General features: G+C 46.3%; 11 protein-coding genes. 4 read left to right on the top strand and 7 right to left on the bottom strand.

The genetic code is table 11. The features are described from left to right. Positions 1-7580, top strand: a 7580-nt coding sequence (locus C9I89_RS21505) for an Ig-like domain-containing protein (protein ID WP_107285378.1), incomplete at its 5' end; no start/stop codon positions are given. 55 nt (positions 7581-7635) lie between these two features. Here C9I89_RS21505 and C9I89_RS21500 read toward each other — a convergent pair. From C9I89_RS21500 to C9I89_RS21485, 4 genes are all read right to left on the bottom strand, one after another. After that, positions 7636-8166, bottom strand: coding sequence for a hypothetical protein (locus C9I89_RS21500; protein ID WP_107285377.1), 531 nt, complete (start codon positions 8164-8166; stop codon positions 7636-7638). A 155-nt stretch (positions 8167-8321) separates the two neighbouring features. Continuing rightward, positions 8322-9236, bottom strand: a complete 915-nt coding sequence (locus tag C9I89_RS21495) for a polyprenyl-phosphate transporter (RefSeq protein ID WP_107285376.1) — start codon at positions 9234-9236, stop codon at positions 8322-8324. 159 nt (positions 9237-9395) lie between these two features. Next, positions 9396-10682 carry a sensor histidine kinase gene (locus tag C9I89_RS21490; RefSeq protein WP_107285375.1) on the bottom strand — a complete coding sequence of 429 codons (1287 nt, stop codon included), beginning with the start codon at positions 10680-10682 and terminating at the stop codon, positions 9396-9398. After that, entirely contained in the window at positions 10679-11359 is a 681-nt protein-coding gene (locus tag C9I89_RS21485; protein ID WP_107285374.1) for a response regulator transcription factor, read from the bottom strand. Before C9I89_RS21485 ends, C9I89_RS21490 begins: the two co-directional genes overlap by 4 nt. Positions 11360-12361: 1002 nt before the next feature. On the opposite strand from C9I89_RS21485, the gene C9I89_RS21475 reads away from it, so the two are divergent. Continuing rightward, complete coding sequence (locus C9I89_RS21475) at positions 12362-12760, top strand: VOC family protein (RefSeq protein ID WP_107285373.1); 399 nt, start codon at positions 12362-12364, stop codon at positions 12758-12760. 240 nt (positions 12761-13000) lie between these two features. Here C9I89_RS21475 and C9I89_RS21470 read toward each other — a convergent pair whose 3' ends face one another. The 3 genes from C9I89_RS21470 to pdsR all read right to left on the bottom strand — a co-directional run bounded on the left by C9I89_RS21470 (position 13001) and on the right by pdsR (position 17094). Then, positions 13001-13654, bottom strand: a complete 654-nt coding sequence (locus C9I89_RS21470; protein WP_107285372.1) for a hypothetical protein — start codon at positions 13652-13654, stop codon at positions 13001-13003. Between the two features lie 534 nt (positions 13655-14188). Further along, entirely contained in the window at positions 14189-16402 is a 2214-nt protein-coding gene (gene pdsS / locus C9I89_RS21465) for a proteobacterial dedicated sortase system histidine kinase (RefSeq protein ID WP_107285371.1), read from the bottom strand. Between the two features lie 5 nt (positions 16403-16407). Further along, the gene (gene pdsR, locus C9I89_RS21460; protein WP_107285370.1) at positions 16408-17094 is read right to left on the bottom strand and encodes a proteobacterial dedicated sortase system response regulator; all 687 of its coding nucleotides are present in this window, start codon (positions 17092-17094) and stop codon (positions 16408-16410) included. 253 nt (positions 17095-17347) lie between these two features. Here pdsR and pdsO point away from each other — a divergent pair, with 253 nt between their 5' ends. Continuing rightward, positions 17348-18103, top strand: coding sequence for a sortase-associated OmpA-like protein PdsO (pdsO, locus tag C9I89_RS21455; protein ID WP_107285369.1), 756 nt, complete (start codon positions 17348-17350; stop codon positions 18101-18103). Positions 18104-18122: 19 nt separating this feature from the next. Beyond that, positions 18123-18350 carry a hypothetical protein gene (locus tag C9I89_RS21450; protein ID WP_107285368.1) on the top strand — a complete coding sequence of 76 codons (228 nt, stop codon included), beginning with the start codon at positions 18123-18125 and terminating at the stop codon, positions 18348-18350. The last annotated feature ends 318 nt before the right edge of the window (positions 18351-18668 follow it).

Here is an 18668-nt window from a genome sequence, read left to right as displayed (position 1 = left end):
GAAGTCTCAGTGGCTTTGCCGGCAGTGGCACCACGTATACGGCGACCTTTACCCCGGACAGCGACCGAACCGCGGCAGCCACCATCGATGTGGCAGCCAATACCTTCATTGATGCGGCAGGCAACAACAATACCGCTGCAATCCAGCTGAGCATTACGCTGGATACGGCGGTGCCGAGTATCAGTATCGCCAGCGACACCCCGAGCCTCAAAGCCGGTGAAACGGCCAGCCTGATCTTTACCTTGAGCGAAGCCAGCTCTGACTTTGCAGCCAGTGATATCACGGTGGTTGGCGGTAGCCTAGGCGACTTTGCGGGCAGCGGCACCGGTTATACCGCCACCTTTACCCCGGACAGCGACCGAACCGCGGCAGCCACCATCGATGTGGCGGCTAATGCCTTCACCGACAGTGCCGGTAACACCAATACCGCGGCGACCCAGCTGAGCATTACGATCGATACCGCGGTGCCGACTATCAGTATCGCCAGTGACAAGTCGAGCCTCAAAGCGGGTGAGACCGCGGCACTGACCTTTACTTTGAGTGAATCCAGCTCTGACTTTGCAGCCAGTGATATCACCGTCGTTGGCGGAAGCCTCAGTGACTTTGCAGGCAGTGGCACCACGTATACGGCGATCTTTACCCCGGACAGCGATCGTACCGCGGCAGCGACCATCGATGTGGCCGCCAATACCTTCATTGATGCGGCAGGCAACAACAATACCGCCGCGACCCAGCTCAGTATCAGCCTCGATACCGTGTTGCCAGGTATTAGCATCGGCAGCGACACCCCGAGCCTCAAAGCCGGTGAAACCGCGGCACTGACCTTTACCTTAACGGAAGGCAGTTCAGACTTTGCTGCCAGTGACATTACCGTAGTGGGTGGTAGTCTTAGCGGCTTCAGTGGTAGTGGCACCACGTATACGGCGATCTTTACCCCGGATACCGATCGTACTGCGGCGGCGACCATTGATGTGGTGGCCAATGCCTTCACCGACAGTGCCGGAAACAACAATACCGCCGCGACCCGGCTCAGTATCAGCCTCGATACTGTGCTGCCGACTATCAGTATCGCCAGCGACACCCCGAGCCTCAAAGCGGGCGAAATCGCGGCCCTGACCTTTATCTTAACGGAAGCCAGTTCAGACTTTGCGGTCGGGGACATCACCGTCGTAGGCGGAAGTCTCAGTGGCTTTGCCGGCAGTGGCACCACGTATACGGCGACCTTTACCCCGGATACCGATCGTACCGCGGCAGCCACTATCGATGTGGCGGCCAATGCCTTCACCGACAGTGCCGGAAACAACAATACCGCAGCAATCCAGCTGAGCATTACGCTCGATACCTTGCTGCCGACCATCAGCATCGCCAGCAATAAGCCGAGCCTCAAAGCGGGTGAGACCGCGTCACTGACCTTTACCCTGAGCGAAGCCAGCTCTGATTTTGCAGCCAGTGATATTATTGTGGTGGGCGGTTCTCTGAGTGGCTTCAGTGGCAGCGGCACCACGTATACCGCGACATTTACCCCGGATACCGATCGTACTGCGGCCGCGACTATCGATGTGGAGGTCAATGCCTTCACCGACAGTGCCGGAAACAACAATACTGCCGCGATTCAGCTCAGTATCAGTCTGGATACCGTGCTGCCGACTATTAGCATCGGCAGCGACACGCCGAGCCTCAAAGCCGGTGAAACGGCCAGCCTGACCTTTACCCTGAGCGAAGCCAGCCCAGACTTTGCGGTCGGGGACATCACCGTCGTCGGCGGTAGCCTCAGTGGCTTTGCCGGCAGTGGCACCACGTATACGGCGACCTTTACCCCGGACAGTGACCGTACCGCGACGGCGACCATCGATGTGGCGGCCAATGCCTTCATTGATGCGGCCGGCAACAACAATACCGCGGCGACCCAGTTGAGCATTACGCTCGATACCGCGGTGCCGACTATCAGTATCGCCAGTGACAAAGCCAGCCTCAAAGCGGGCGAAATCGCGGCCCTGACCTTTATCTTAACGGAAGCCAGTTCAGACTTTGCGGTCGGGGACATCACCGTCGTAGGCGGAAGTCTCAGTGGCTTTGCCGGCAGTGGCACCACGTATACCGCCTCCTTTACCCCGGATACCGATCGTACTGCGGCGGCGACCATCGATGTGGCGGCCAATGCCTTCACCGACAGTGCCGGCAATAATAATACCGCGGCGAACCGGCTCAGTATCAACCTGGATACCGTGCTGCCGACTATTAGCATCGGCAGCGACACCCCGAGCCTCAAAGCGGGTGAAACGGCCAGCTTGACCTTCACCCTGAGTGAGTCCAGCCCTGACTTTGCGGTCGGGGATATCACCGTGGTCGGTGGTAGCCTCAGTGGCTTTGCCGGTAGTGGTACCAGTTACACCGCGACCTTTACCCCTGATACCGATCGTACTGCGGCGGCCACCATCGATGTGGCAGCCAGTGCTTTCATTGATGCGGCAGGCAACAACAACACCGCGGCGACCCAGTTGAGCATTACGCTCGATACCGCGGTGCCGACCATCAGCATCGGCAGCGACACCCCGAGCCTCAAAGCCGGTGAAACGGCCAGCCTGACCTTTACCCTGAGCGAAGCCAGCCCAGACTTTGCGGTCGGGGACATCACCGTCGTCGGCGGTAGCCTCAGTGACTTTGCAGGCAGCGGTACCGGTTACAGCGCAACATTAACGCCATCAGATAGCGGTATGATAACGGTGGATGTAGCAAAAGGCGTCTTTACTGATATGGCTGGTAATGAGAGTTTGGCCGCTGATCGCTATGGTATTTATTTTGACGGCTTATACCCTTATATCCAGTCGCTAACGCCAGACGACGATGCGGATAATGTGCAGCATAATGCGTCACTGGTGTTGGTATTTAATGAGGCAGTCGTAGCGGGTGCGGGAAGTGTCCGCATCTATGATGAAAGTGATGATAGCTTGCTTGAAACTATCCACCTGAGCGGTGAACAGGCAGTTATTGATGGTGCGACACTGACAATAGATCTCAAAACTCTCTTTACTCCCACGCATAGCTATTATGTCCATATCTCGGCCGACGCACTAATCGATACGGCGGGTAATGCCTTCGGCGGTATCGATGATACTTCCAGCTATAACTTTACCATTGGCAACAATGTGCCCGTATTAACTGATGATGCTAAATCGGTCGCAGAAGACAATAGCGTGGCGATTGTTGTGCTGGATAATGACAGCGATAGCGATAGCGTGATCAATTTGGCAAGTGTCACGGTAACGACACAGCCTGTCCACGGCAGCACCAAAGTGAATACCGGAACAGGTGTAGTGACATATTCACCTGATAAGGATTTTGCCGGTACCGACAGCTTCTACTACCGGGTGGAAGATGTGTATGGTGGGCTGTCAGAAGCGGCTAAAGTGACAATCACCGTAACAGCTGTTGATGATGATCCAGTTGCAAACGCAGATATGGCATCTACTGATGAAGAGCTGGCGGTATTGATTGATGTACTGGCCAACGACACAGATCCAGATCAAGGTGATAGTGCAGACAGCGACACCCTGGCTATTGTCAGCCAACCGGAGCACGGCGCTGTGGCCATTGAAGAGGGGCAGATACGCTATGAGCCGGATGCAAACTATGCGGGCAGCGATGTCTTTACCTATACCGTGCGTGATACGAGTGATCGCCAGTCCAACACAGCAGAAGTCAGGATCAATATTGCCGGTGTTAATGATGCGCCGGTAACTGTTGTCGATAGTGCTGTTACCAATGAAGATATGCCAGTAGAGATATCGGTATTGTCAAACGACAGTGATATCGATGGTTCTGTGGATGTATCGACTGTCGCGATAGTTAGCCAGCCTGAAAAGGGTAAGGTCGTTGTCTCTGAACTCGGTATGGTGACCTATACGCCGGAGGTAAACTATTACGGGTCGGATAGCTTTACGTATGTTGTACAGGACAATGAAGATGCGACCTCGGAAGCAACGGCAGTGAGTTTGACTGTCAATAGTATCAATGATGCGCCAGTTGCCAGTGATGATGTTGCTACATTACTTGAAGACAGCACGCATTCTATCAATGTACTGGGTAATGATAATGATATTGACGGCCAATTAGACAGCAGCAGTGTTGTGGTGTTTAGTCAGCCCGAGCAAGGCAGCGTGAGTGTGGCAGAAAGCGGCGCTATTCTGTTTACACCGATCATCAATTTTAGTGGTGAAGATAGCTTTACCTATCAGGTTCGTGATGACCTGGGCATGATATCGAATATAGCGACGGTCATGTTTACTGTGCAGCCGGTGAATGATGCGCCGCTAGCTAACGATGACAATGCCAGTACACAAGAAGACAACGCGATTACTATCAATGTTATCGCCAATGACAGTGATGTGGATGGCAGCTTAGATACCACCACGCTAAAAATTAGTGCTGCGCCAAAGAGTGGTTCGCTGATCGATAATAGTGATGGAACAGTAACGTACAAACCAAATGAAAACAGCCAGGGTAGCGATAGTTTTAGCTACACCATTAGTGATAATGAAGGGGAAGAATCGAATAGCGCAACAGTGATGATTGATGTTGAAGCGGTCAACGACACTCCTGTGGTCAAAGATGAAACATTAGATGAGGAGTATTCTGAACAGAATCGCTTTGAAATTGATGTATTGGAAAACGATTCTGATATTGACGGCGATACGCTTACTATTATTGCGGCTTCTGCCAGTATCGGCGAAGTGATTATCAACGATGATAAACTGACTTATCAAGCTCCAGCTGGCTTTACAGGCAACGTAGAGCTTCAATATTTAGTAAGTGACGGTAATGGAGAAAGTGTTCAGGCAACAGTGACATTAGTGATTAATGGGAAGGCTGAACTCGGTATACCTATTATCACCGTACCGGACGATATTGAAGTCAATGCAACGGCGTTGTTTACCAGAGTTGATTTGGGCGTAGCGACAGCCCGTGACACCGATGGAGAGGCACTCCCGGTCTCATTGCGGGGCAGCCAGATTTTCTTCACACCAGGTAAGAATATTGCCTATTGGCGCACTGAAGATGCACAGGGAAACACTGCCGAAGCGAGTCAGAAAGTGACCGTCTATCCGCTGGTAACGATCGCTAAAGATAGTGAAACAACAGAAGGAACTCGCCATAGCGTTAAAGTTTATCTTAATGGTCAATCGCCTATTTATCCCGTAGATATCCCATATTCAGTATCAGGAAGCGCTAATCAGTATGATCATGATTTGCGAGATGGAAAAGTGACGATTGAACATGGCACGGTAGGGAAAATCGAATTCAATATTTTTCAAGATGCAGAAAATGAAAGTGATGAAGCACTGACGATCACGTTAGATCCAAGCCTGAATCTAGGCAGTAAAACGGAATATACTCTACGGATCTCTGAGAAGAATATTGCACCTAAAGTGACGACGTCAATTGTTCAGCAAGCCGAGGTACGGCAGATTATCGTTAACAATAATGAACCTGTCACTATATCGACCGAGGTAACAGATGCCAATGTTGATGATAGCCATCAATATATATGGAGCAGTGATGAGCCATTGATTGTTAATACCAGCCAGGTTCCTGAGCAATTTATCTTTACTCCAGCCCAACTTAATCCAGGTATTTATCATTTCAAGTTGACGGTGAAAGATGATGGTAGTGAACCGTTATTTGTATCTAAAGATATTTATCTTGAAGTCATTGAAGCGCTGGCATCACTGGGTAGTGAAGATACGGATGGTGACTTGATCCCCGATAATGAAGAAGGTTTCTCTGACAATGATAACGATGGTATTCCTGATTATCAGGATGCAATCAGCGAATGTAATGTGATTCAGGAACAGGTGTCTGAATCGGTTCGGTATCTGGTTGAAGGTGAGGCTGGAGTGTGCTTGCGCAAAGGTATTACTGTTGCCAGCAATATAACAGGCGGAACTCATCTTCTTGATAATGAGGTTTCAGAACAGTTAGAAGTTGATCAGGAAGCCGATAATATTGGTGGTGTATTCGATTTTGTTGCTTATGGCCTGCCACAAGCAGGACAGAGCTATAAGGTCGTATTTCCTCAGCGCCTCCCTATACCTGTTAACGCGGTTTACCGCAAATATATCGATGGTACCGGTTGGAGGGATTTTGTGATTGATGATTATAACGAGCTGTCGTCGACCCCAGGCGAACGTGGATATTGTCCGCCTCCGGGAGATGAAAGCTGGGTAATCGGCTTAAATCAAGGTCATTGGTGTGTTCAACTGAGGATAGAAGATGGTGGCCCCAACGACGATGACGGTATTGCAAATGGCAGCGTTGTTGACCCAGGTGGTGTTGCGGCCAGAGTCAGTAAAAACACATTGCCGGTTGCCCAGAATGATGCCATCTCGATGAGCCTAAATAGTAATATTACCATCGATGTTTTGGCCAATGACAGTGATGCTGACGGCAATGTTCTGGATATTGCTAATGCTGTGGCGGATTTCGGAACCGTCGATATTATAAATAACCAGCTGTACTACACCGCCGAAGATCATTTCTATGGTGTGGCAACAATCAGCTACAGCATTACAGACAACAGTGGGGGAACTAGCTTCGCGGACGTCACTGTAAATGTGGTGAATAGCCTATCGCCGGTGGCAACCGATGATCAGGCTCAGGCGGATGATAAGACTGCATTGCTCATCAATGTACTGGCCAATGACAGTGATCCTGATGGTGACAGCTTGACCGTTATCGCTGCAGAGGCGCAAAACGGACAGGTGATCATCAATACCGACCAAACATTAACCTATATGCCTAAAGAGGGCTTCGAAGGAGTAGATACTATCACTTATCGTATTCGTGATCTGAATGGGCTGGAAGATACAGCGGTGGTCAGAGTTCAGGTCAGCTTGAAGCGCTCTGTTGTGGTTGAAAACAAGTCTGGTGGGGGAATAGGAGGAGGAATGCTGTTGTTAACTCTGTTAGGCCTAACGCGGCACTATAGATGGAAACGATGGCTGGGACTACTGCTTCTCCTGAGTTTTAACAGCCAGGCTAATTGGTTTGTTGAATCAGATCTCGGGTTGAGCAAAGCGCATGAAAGGTCGGCGGTGAAGGCTGATACCGTCATCGACAGTGACGACTCTGATTTCTATTGGACGGTAGGGATTGGCTACTCGATTAATCCGAGGTGGTCGGTGGCAGCACGCTATATCGACCAGGGACAAGGAAGTGCGACGATCAGCAATAGTACGGCTTCTCCGGATGAATATCATCAGAGTGTTGCCCTGGTGGTACCGGTGCTGGCTAGCGGCGTCGGTGTCGATGTCAGTTATTCGGCCTGGCAAGCGGATGCCTTCAATTTTGCAGTGAGTGTTGGAGGTATGTACTGGAAAGCTGATTTTGACAGTGTCTACCAGGGGAATTCTCTGCACTATAGCGATGAGGGTGTTGACCCGTACCTGGGCGTTGAGCTTGGTTATGATATTAATTCGCAGTGGACGGTAGGCCTGGGGGTTACGAGGTATTTAATAGAAGCGAATGATGTGGATGCATTTAGTTTGAAATTGAAGTATCGAATGGATATTGAAAAAAATTAATATGTTGAATGCTGGCGGCTACATCTGAGAATTAGTAGGTTTAGGTTCTGTTACTTCACTTTGTCATCCTTAATGATACGTTAATAGGCTTTATTTGTTCTGGCGAGAGAAAAGGTTCGATAGTGCCTTGCCAGGTCATCTCCTTTGATGTGCAAAAGGGCAGCATTAACTCACCACGAAATTCTCCCGAGGTGTTTTTAGTTAATTTCAATCGGTAGACGCCCATCATCATTTCTAGTCCCTCGAGTGACAGCACCAGCGTCGTAATTTCCTGAGGCAACTCTGGCCAGAATACCGTAATTTCGGTCGCCTTTAGCGGGTGAACGATATCATCGCTCAATTGAATGCTGGCACCTTGTTGGGTACAGGCTTTAGTGCTTAATTGGCATACATCGTCTGTTTGTAAAGGTGAGGTGGTAGCCGTTGTGCTGTTCGGTTCTGTGGTGTCAGGTGTGGTGCTTTCAGCGAGTGTGCTGAAATCAGCCCAGAAATGGTCAATAAGTTGAAACGAACCAAAGCCAATAGTAAAGGCGACAAACATTTGAGCCAACGTCGAACGTTTTTTGCTTTTCTGGGATAGTGGCATAGTTAAACAGAATAAGTTGTATGAGGTTTGTGAATAATATCATTCCTATTTTGTAAAGATCTGATTGATGCGGTGATTTTGCGAGAAGGATTGGTATAAAACCCTGCTATTTCACTTAATCGCAATAACAGGGTCTGGGTAATCAAATAAAATGCTTAGGATTGTTCAGTGCATTTTTCCAGTCCCCATACCAGGGTAATACCCAGTAGCATGGCAACAACGGCATAGCCAATCAGATCGGGTTGCCCTGTGATCTGTTCAAAGCTGAACGGTGAAAGGTTGTGCTGCTGTAGCGGTACTTGCATACCACCGGAATTGGTGCGCCAGGTTAAGGTTTCTTTCCATGGCCATATTTTGCTTAGCGTACCGACCATTAATCCCGTTAAGAAAGTCAGTGCAATATCGCGATAGTTACGTAAAACCCATGACAGCAGGTGCGAGAAGGTCAGCAGACCAATCACGCAGCCGGTAGCAAATAGCGCTAGCGGAGCAATATCAAGCGATTTGGCTGCTGTTAAAATTGGCCCGTACATGCCTAACAATAACAGAATAAAACTACCTGAAATTCCTGGCAGGATCATAGCGCAAATGGCAATTGAGCCGGCAATCATGAAATTAAGAGAGGTAGGCTCCATGTTAAGAGGATGGAGCACTGTTATTCCGTAAGCAAACAGCGCTCCTGCGATAATAGCGATGAAGCGGGTGATCTTCCAGGCTTCAACTTGTTTGAACATGTGTATGACAGAGGCAATGATCAAACCAAAGAAAAACGACCATAGTGGAATGGGGTGAGTGTGAAGCATCCAGGTAATGAAACGGGCCAGGGTGAAGATACTGGTCAGAATACCGGAGAACAGAACAATCAGAAATGTGCCGTTGATATGCTCGAATGCGGCCTTAAATCCACCTTTGCGTAAAGTACCAATCAGACTTGGGTTAACACGGCGAATGCTTTCAAGCAGAGTATCGTAAATACCGGTGATAAATGCAATTGTACCACCAGAGACACCCGGAACCACATCGGCAGCCCCCATTGCGGCGCCTTTTAGAAAGGTAAAAAGTTTGCTCATTGTTGTCCGTAATATGTGTTAATGGAACTGTGAAATACAGGTTATACCAATCGGGATAATGCTCTGAATTAACCAGATAATTGTCCTGATTGGCATTATACCGTGTTGATGTAAAAAAAAAGACAATGTTGATGTAAAAAAATGCAATGTTTACCAATTTTATGCTGGTGTATCGCTGGGTTTTTCGCCCTGCTGCAGTGTGATTATGGCGGTGCAACCACCATTTTCATTGTTTGTCAGATCGAGTAGCCAGCCATATTTACGGCAGATATCATTGGCAATCACCAGTCCTAAACCATATCCATCAATGCCGCGCGGCTTTGCGCCTAACCCTATGCCGCTATCAATGATTTTGATGGCCTGCGGTGATACGTGAATTGTTACCTTGCCATCATCTGTGCAGGCAAACGCATTTTTGATCAGGTTACCAATTAAGATCTTTAAAGTGGTTTCCGGTATTTTCACTTTGGTTTCAGCGCTGACTATCACTTCACATACCACGGATTTGTTATCCAGTAAGTGGCTATGCGCAGAAACGATTTGCTGTAACTCTTTTTTATCGAGGCTACGCAGAGACAGCTTCGACAGATCTTCATCGCGGGTGAGTGAGAGCAGTGTCGTGACAAAGTCATTCATTTCGTTACTGGCATGCAATAACCGATTTCGCTGCTTCTCAATAAATGCAGGCTCATCCGATTGCCCCAGCAGTGAAACTGCGCCTTTGATCACCATGAGCGGGGTTCGTAATTCATGGCTGGCATAACGATTGAATGAGCGTTCGCGTTCAATCGAATCATGGATCTGAGCCTGATATTGATTCAAGCTGTCAACAAGTTGTAGTAGTTCTTTCGTTGCAGTGCCTGGTGGCAGATGTATTGGTGAGAGATCATGAGGTGAACGATTTTTAAGTTCATCGGTTAATTGAGAAAATGGGCTGGTTAATCGCTCTGAGATACGAAGAACCACAATCAAGGTGATGATAAGTAATGCAAAAGAGATCGATAGCTGTTTGGTTTGGGTCCAGAACATTTGTTCTTCACTGATCTCATAAATTTCATCGAAATGCAGTAGATAAGTGTCTTTCAATTCACCTTTAATCGTGAACCGGGTTTTCATCATGAAATATTCAGCATCTATAGGATCTGGGCTAGCAACTTCGAATGCTTGATCGAACTGGATATCATCGGGAATGACGATGCCATCCGGTAAATTCTCTTGGCCAATATAGGCATGGCTGTAAGGGGGAATAGCAATATCAGTTTCATCACTGTCTGCCAGCAATTCTTGGGCGATTTGCTTGGTGTAGATCAGGCGGTTTTGCGCATTTAATTGTTCTACGCCTTCAAGTGTAGAATCAAAGACAGAGAAATGAATCGCAATAATGGCAAATGCTACAATCGAAAAATAGGTGAATGTCAGTTGCTTGGCTGATTTTATTTTGTTCACTCTGTCTTCTCACGAATAAGTTGATAACCTACTTTAGGTACCGTTTTGATGTATGAGTACTTAAATGGTTTGTCTATCTGAGTGCGAAGTTGATAAATGTGACTTCTCAGCACATTTCCCTCAGGTTCATCATCGCCCCATAGCGCTGAAATAACTTCTTCTTTAGTCACGATATTCGGAGCTCTGAGCATCATGAGCTTCAAGATGGTAAAAAGCGTTGGATTAAGCGAAAATTGACAATCATTGCGGGTGACAATGTGACTATTCAGATCAAGCTCAAGATCGCCAAAGTTAAGTGTTTTTGTTGCGCTATTGCCAATGCGGCGGCGGGTCAGCGACTTTATTCTCGCTTCCAGTATCTCAAGATCAAAAGGCTTCACCAGATAATCGTCGGCGCCCTGCGCAAATCCTTCTAATGTATCTTCACGAGTATCGCGTGCTGTCAGCATCAGAATTGGCGTATCTATGCCTTGTTCTCGCAGTTTCTGGCACACGGTAAAGCCATTCATCCGAGGAAGCATGACATCCAGGATGATTAAATCGTAATGGTTAGTACTGGCGAGATCATAACCATGCTGACCATTGTTTGCATAATCGAGGGTGTAACCTTTGATTTCGAAGAAATCGAAAATGACACCAGCAATGTCTTGATGGTCTTCAATGAGAAGTAATTTCATCGTGTTATCTGTGTTCACACATTTTGGCGGGGTTTGGGTATATATGATGGCACAAAAAAGGGTGAAAAAAATGTCGATGACTTTTTTGTGATATCTCGGGCAGTAAAATTAACTCGCCGAGCTCTCTCTGAATCCTGCATCTTGAAGTCTCTTGGGTATACTTGTTTTTCTTGCAGTAAAAAGACCACCGGTGCCGCTAGACTTCCTTTGGCAGAAGAGTCGTAGTGAATTACGGGCAAAATCGGAAAACGTGATTTGGTGTGCTGTTGAGGCATTGAGTGATGGTCATGTACAGACAGCTGTTAGAAAGCTTCAAGCTCATACGAACTGACATGAAATAGTATAGGAAAATCGATATTGATACTTTTAGGTATGATTAGAAAGATCCAACCGGAAATATTATTGCCAAGCATGTTACCAAGGTAACGATGTCTATTTAGCTTCCTAAAAAAGCATTAATCAGTTTTAATAAATTCACCCCAGACAGTTTATCGCTGTTACCGTCTGGCGAATTTTAGCATTAGTTAAGCTTCATCCTGATTATTAAATGTACGGGCCCAATTCAGTATAAAGCATATCATTAATGGCAGGTTTAACGTCAAAAATGATATAACGAATATACGGAGGGGCTGTTCTAATTAAAGTCAATGTGAATGGTTCTAAAGGAAGTGGCATTTTTCCACTTTCTTTATGCTTCTTACTGTAGTTATTTATAAGAGTGGCGATTGTTATAAATAGAATAATCCTGAGTAAACAAGTAAGGAATTTTGCGATATTGTGCTTTGCTCGACAAAGCGGAATGTTACCTTCCAGATTATCCCTTTAATCACTTGACGGTATCGGTCTGAGCTGCAACAGTATAAGAGACAGTCATTTTTTTTTGATTCATAAGAATTGTCTGTGAGTTAACCAAACATATAAAAAGAGTCGCTGATCGTCACTTCCCTATATAACGAGCGACCGTTTGGTTATGGTGTACTAAGATCAAAGGATGATACGGCTATGATACCTAAAGACGCGACACTCCGCGTTGTAAGACCAACTGACAATTTGAAACAAATCGCTTTGATGTATAGCAAAGCGTTGGGTTTTGAAATGGTAAAACAATTTGATGATCATGATGGATTTGATGGTGTAGTACTTAGTCATTCAAAACACCCTTATCATTTAGAATTTACCCAAGAACGTGGTGTCACTGTTGGCAAGGCACCAACACAAGATCACTTGCTGGTGTTTTATATTGCCTGTAGCCGCGAATGGGAGCGGGCATGTCGTGGCATGATTGATGCCGGTTTCGCTGTAGCTGACTCGAATAATCCATACTGGGAGCGAATCGGTAAGACATTTGAAGATGTTGATGGTTATCGAGTCGTGCTGCAAAATTCTGATTGGGCAATATAAAATCCGCATAATATCTAAATAAAAGCACAGACGTCTGTGCTTTTTTTGCTAGTTAAGATGCGAGATTCAGAGATTCCTCTGGGAACTCGATCCGAACGAAATGTGTGTAGGAATGACGTTTTCTTTCAAACACATTTGTGAAGAAGTGATTTTCTAGAGGGGGTTCCCAAATGGTGTCGTATTTGTGTGGTAGATAGCAGGGTTCGCATGTTGAATCTACGCTTCTGTCATTGAATAGATTTATCTGAACGCTAGGGCTTGTTCTGAATTTAGGGCGACTTTTAATAATTCGGAAAAAATCTCGCAAGGTTGGTTGTGGAATACCAATGTATGATGATTTTCACCGATGGCAGCCAATAGCTGCTCTTCGGCTAATCTTTTCGCGTTCAGACGGTCGTCGGTATTAAAGTAAGCTAATATTGGCGATGCTAAATGTCGGTCAATTTGTTGCAGGTCGTAATAGCAACGATTGATGGCAATGTTATCGATGAATATTGTCTTTGCTTGTTGTAACGTGTGTATTTGAACGTTGTTTGTGTAGACATCAAACAGTATGTTCCACTTCTTGGTCGCGAGTATCCCCATAACGACGTATTCAGGCCTTTCATAGCTTGAAAGTAGCATTTTTTCATAGTCATCTCGGATCTGATTGTTATTCAGATCAGCTCCGTAAATGTCATTACCATCGATATCATTAAAAAAATCAGTATGTTGTGGTAGCTCTATACTACTGACTCGCCATTTTGCCAGTAATGCCAGTGCATAATATTCATTAAAGGGCAGCGAGATGTCTTGCTTTCGTCTAACTGAGGGTTGTGTTGCTGTGCCTTGCTGGTCTACAGCAAAGAGAGGGGGAATAACGAATATGAGCAGTAAGACTAATAATCCTTTCATGGGGTACAGTGTAAGAATGGCAGCGTAAGAATGAATGAAACAGCATCTTTGATTATTGCAGTGACAGCAAGCGGCTTTGAATATCAATGCGAATAAACACAAGAAAATATTTCACAGTTACATTTTTTTGCAGTGTGAGGTTCCATCTTACTCTTAAGTATTGTTTACTTTTTGATGGTTAAAGCTGGGGAGTCATTGCTATGTTATAAAGGTGGCGTTGTTCAGGTTAGATTTAGTTTCTTCTTGTAATATTGCGTGGGTATTGTAAAAACGGATGAAATATTGAATACCATTATTAGTTTATTGTTTATGTTATAAATAAGTGATAACTTGCTGGGTAAAACATGGCACTGAAAATTAGGATTTTGGTGTTTACGGGTTGGATAAATGATGCAAGAAATGCTTTTTGAAGTTCTGCTAGCGGTTGCTGCTATTATTATTGCCATTGGTTTATTTATGGCAGCGGTATCGGCATAATAATACCGCTGAATGCTCACTAAATATGGGCATGTCATCCATAAACAGGCTGTTTTGTTAAGAAAGAGGTAGCAATAGGATGGCTTCTACCCCTTTGTTATCATCTCTGTTACGTAATCGGATGCTGCCCAGATGATATTCGGAAATTAAACGAGCGATAAATAGGCCCAGACCTAAGTGTGGTTTGGTTTGTTTATCTTGCGTACGAACAGATACCATTGAGTTGAGCAGTTGATCGGCCATGTTTTCTGGCAACGGCGGGCCTTGGTTACTCACCACCAGACGTGCTTCATTATTGTGTCGCTCCAGAGTTACTTCAATTGGGTTTTGGTTCCGGCTGAAGTCTTCTGCATTGGCTATCAATTTATCCAGCAGTTGTGCAAGGTAGTCAGGCGCGCCGTTAATCATTATTGCAGAATCAGGTACCTTCACGTTAAAAGACTGAGCCGGATACGCCATCTGGTAGCCCTGCATACAGCCCGTGACCAGTTCATTGAATGGAAAATACTCTTTTTCCGCACCCTGCAAGCTCTGCTCAATCCGTGTCGCTTCGGTCATATTTGACAGAATGGTGCTTAAGCGATGAATACCATCATGAGCCCGGGCAATGTAACGCTGCGAATCTTCATCTTGATTTTGCATCGATAAGTTTTCAATCGATGAGCGTACTACCGCGACTGGCGTTCTGAGCTCATGAGACAATCGCGAAGATAAGTTTTCGAGATAATGATTATACTGGCCCAAGCGACCGACCATTGCCGCTAAGCTCCGCGATAAATCTCCGATTTCGTCTGTTCCGTTGGTTGGCGAGATGGTTTTTTTGATCCGGCCCTGGCTGTCTATTGCTTGTTCTGCTTCATCGCGTAGCAAACGAATACGTGATGAAATATTAGATGCAAATAAGAAGAGAGTAATTGTTCCAATTGCAATGATTGCCAGAATGACATTGAACAGTTTTTCCAGCGCACGATTACGTAGAGTCTGAATTCCACTGGTGGACTCTTCAGCTACAACCGCCCCCATCACATTGTTACCCAGCCAGATTGGATAAGCGGCAGCTAAGATCATGGCATTGCTGTCTCCTGATAAACGCCAGTGAGAGTAGCCTCTGCCTTGCAGTGCCTGAGAGATATGAACTCCTTTCAGATAAGCGGCATCTTGCTGGGAGTCGACAAAATCGACCGGCTCTGAAATCAAAAATTTATAATATAGCGGGTGCAAAAATGTCTTTTCGAAATGTGTCCACCAGGAGTCAGCCTCTTCGCCATATTTGATGGATGTGGACCACACCCCGTTTGACTCCTGAATATCGCCGGTTTGTGCTAAAACCCGCTGGTGGCGATCAATGATCCAGATGCGTGAACTGGTGTGCCCCATGCCTTTCAAAATATTGTCAATATCAGGCGAGGGTATTAAGATCGTGCCAAGACGATTCAGGTGTGAAGTATTTGAAGTACCAATGATGGTGTCGATTTCTCGATCCCGTTCATTATTGACATCATAAAAGGCAAATCCTAATTTACTGCCAAGCAAAGCTAATGGAATGCGAAGTTCTAAGTTGTAGCCTTGCTCAGTTGTTCGCCAGTAGCCCTGAATATTACTTTCCGTAACCACAGGTGCAGAGGCAATACTGGTTGGATCGGTATTTGAACGTTGAGTGTCACTCTGCATGCTATCAGCATCTTTCTCGGAAATCTGAAACGCATTTACCCAGCCGTCTTCATAAGGAGAAATAACATAGCGCTGGAAGTCGCCATCTGATGTTGTCATGGCAATAACAATATGATCACTGCGATCAACTTGCTTGGTGCCGACACGACGCATTACAGGCTGCTTATCTTTTACTGCAAAGACCGCATACAGGTAGCCTTGATACTTACCGACCATATGTTTGAAGCTGATACTGTTTGCCGTATAAGGGCGGCGGCTGAACTGGACATGATCGCGGCCATAGACCATCATTTTGTTATCATATTCTACCCAATCCCTGAGCTTGCCGTCGAGCTGTATCGGATTATGTAGCTCGTAGGCGTACAAATCACGGCCTTTTTCAACGGACTGCAAGAAACTCGCCTGGCGATCAAATAGTTTGGGACGTTCATTTAATGCAGTCGCCACCGCTCGGGTAGTGCCGATCAGCGTCTGCTCTTGTCCCTGACGTAGCAGCTTCTCCATTTCCCAGACATATTTATATCCAAGCCAGGGTAAGATCAGCAGGAAACTGGAAATCAAAATGACTTTGGTACGCAGACCAAGGCGTAATTCAAGCATAAGAGTTATGATCCCCAGCGATAGCCCATACCATAAACGGTATGGATGCAGTCAAATGTGGCATCACTTTGTACGAATTTCTTACGAACACGTTTGACGTGAGAAGTGATCGTACTGTCATCAACGACGACCTGTGCTTCTCGCATTAAGTCATCACGGCTTTTTACGTGTCCGGGTCGTTTGGCGAGGGCGTAGATCATCCAGAACTCAGTGACCGTCAGATCTATTTGTTGCTGTTTCCAGAACACCTGCATCTTGTTTTTGTCGATGGTCAGCGAGCCTTGTTCAATCAAGCTTTCTTGCTCTGTCGGAGTTGCCATTAAATCGCTGCGTCGAAAAAGGGCGGCAATACGAGCAATTAGGTGAGGCAGGCTAACGTCTTTCGTCAGGTAGTCATCAGCCCCCATTCGTAAGCCGCAGACGGTATCAAAGTCACTGTCACGGGCGGTTAAAAAGATAATCGGAACAGTAGGCGACATTGCCCGTAAGGATTGGCACAAGGAAAAGCCGCCATCAATTTCATCTTGCAAACCAATATCAATAATCGCGAGGTCGGGCAAACGTTGCTCGAATGCAGTGAGCGCACACGGGCGATTATCATAGCCTTGTACACTGTATCCATGCTTCTTTAATACATCGATGTAGTTTTCACGGATTGCAGTTTCATCTTCGACTATGGCGATTCTTTTCATGGGGTCCCTTGTTATCTTGTATTTCTAGCGTACATACCGCTTTATGTGCTGACTATACAACAAAAAGTTAGCTAAAAAAGCACGGAAAACAGATTGCCATTTTTCTGCCACATTTGATCACCACATTGCCTTTTTTCATCCCCGATATTGCCAGAACCGTTTGGTTTAATGACCTCATCGAAACGGGAGCACTTGTTTCAACAAGACCGTTAGTTCTAACCACAGAGCCAGAAAAACTGATGAGGAAAACAAAATGAAAAAGCAGCTTATCCCAACAATGATTGCTACCACTCTGCTTGCTTCGGCAATAGCCCCAACTGTACAGGCAAGTGAGGCTGATGCCGCACAGGTTCACTACATTGTGGCTGAGCAGGAACAACTTATTGGCTTAGGCTCGGGAGCCGCGCTGGGCGCACTAGTCGGCGGCCCTGCAGGTGCCATGATTGGTGCGATTGTAGGTGGCATTGTCGGTACGACTGTCGGTCAGGAAGAGTACATAAAGTCACAAGATGAAGAGCTGATGGAACTGTCTGCACGTAATACTGAGCTTGAGCGAGTCAGTCAGAAATTTAACCAGGCTCAAACTGAGATTGCTCACCTGCAGCAAGATCTGCAAGTGCAAAGGGATGAACCGCGGGAGTTGGATTTAGCTCTTGAGACGAATGTGCACTTTCGCACCGGTTCAGATTTGATTGAACCTCACTTTCAGCAGCAGCTTGATGAGTTGGCAGGATTAATGAAGCAAGCACCGAAAGTAAAATGGCTGCTGTCGGGTTATGCAGACCGCCGTGGTGACAGTCAGAAGAACTTGGCCTTATCCATGCGCCGTGTGGATGCGGTAAGTGAATACCTGGAGACGCGAGGAGTTGATCGTAGACAGTTTGACGTAGAAGCCTACGGGGATTTAGAGCCAGTTAAATCAGAGCAAAACTTTGAAAGTGACTTCTTTGACCGTCGTGTTACGTTGCGCAGTGAGCAGCCTGATATGCGTACAGCCCATATGCAATAACTGCCAGAGGATGTATGTGATGAAGAAAAATAAACCGGGGGCACCGGGCTGGGTGTTTCCAGTTGCTATCATCGTGCTGATGACAATGCAGTTATCACTGAAAACTGAAGATGTACGGGCGCATCAAATTGATACGATCTATGGTGAAACGCTTGCTCTTGTAGATGAAAAGATGAGTGATGAACCCTATTGGCATGAGCTGAGTCGATCTGAACAAAATAGCTATGAGCCCTATAGGTATTTTTAATGGTTAATAGATATAAAAACAGATCATTATAGAGCATTGGTAATAGGTTGTGGTTTGCAAGATGGAGGGGAGTTAAGGTAATGAAAACCGCACAGGGTGTCCGGTATGACAGCAGAAGTAAAAAGCTCGATTTTAACGTAAACCATACTATTTGCCTGATTAGACAACGGTTATTACATGCATGTTTAATGGATGAGCATCAGATAATCACAGTAGTGCTCAAGTTGTCGGTTATTCATTTAAGTCTGGTTTATTGCTGATTTAAAGACGTACTAGTACTTCTTTAAAAACGTATTGATGAGTTCAGTCACCAAACGT

It is taken from the genome of Photobacterium lipolyticum, assembly GCF_003026475.1.
Lineage (GTDB): Bacteria > Pseudomonadota > Gammaproteobacteria > Enterobacterales > Vibrionaceae > Photobacterium > Photobacterium lipolyticum.
This window is presented reverse-complemented; position numbering and strand designations above follow the sequence as displayed.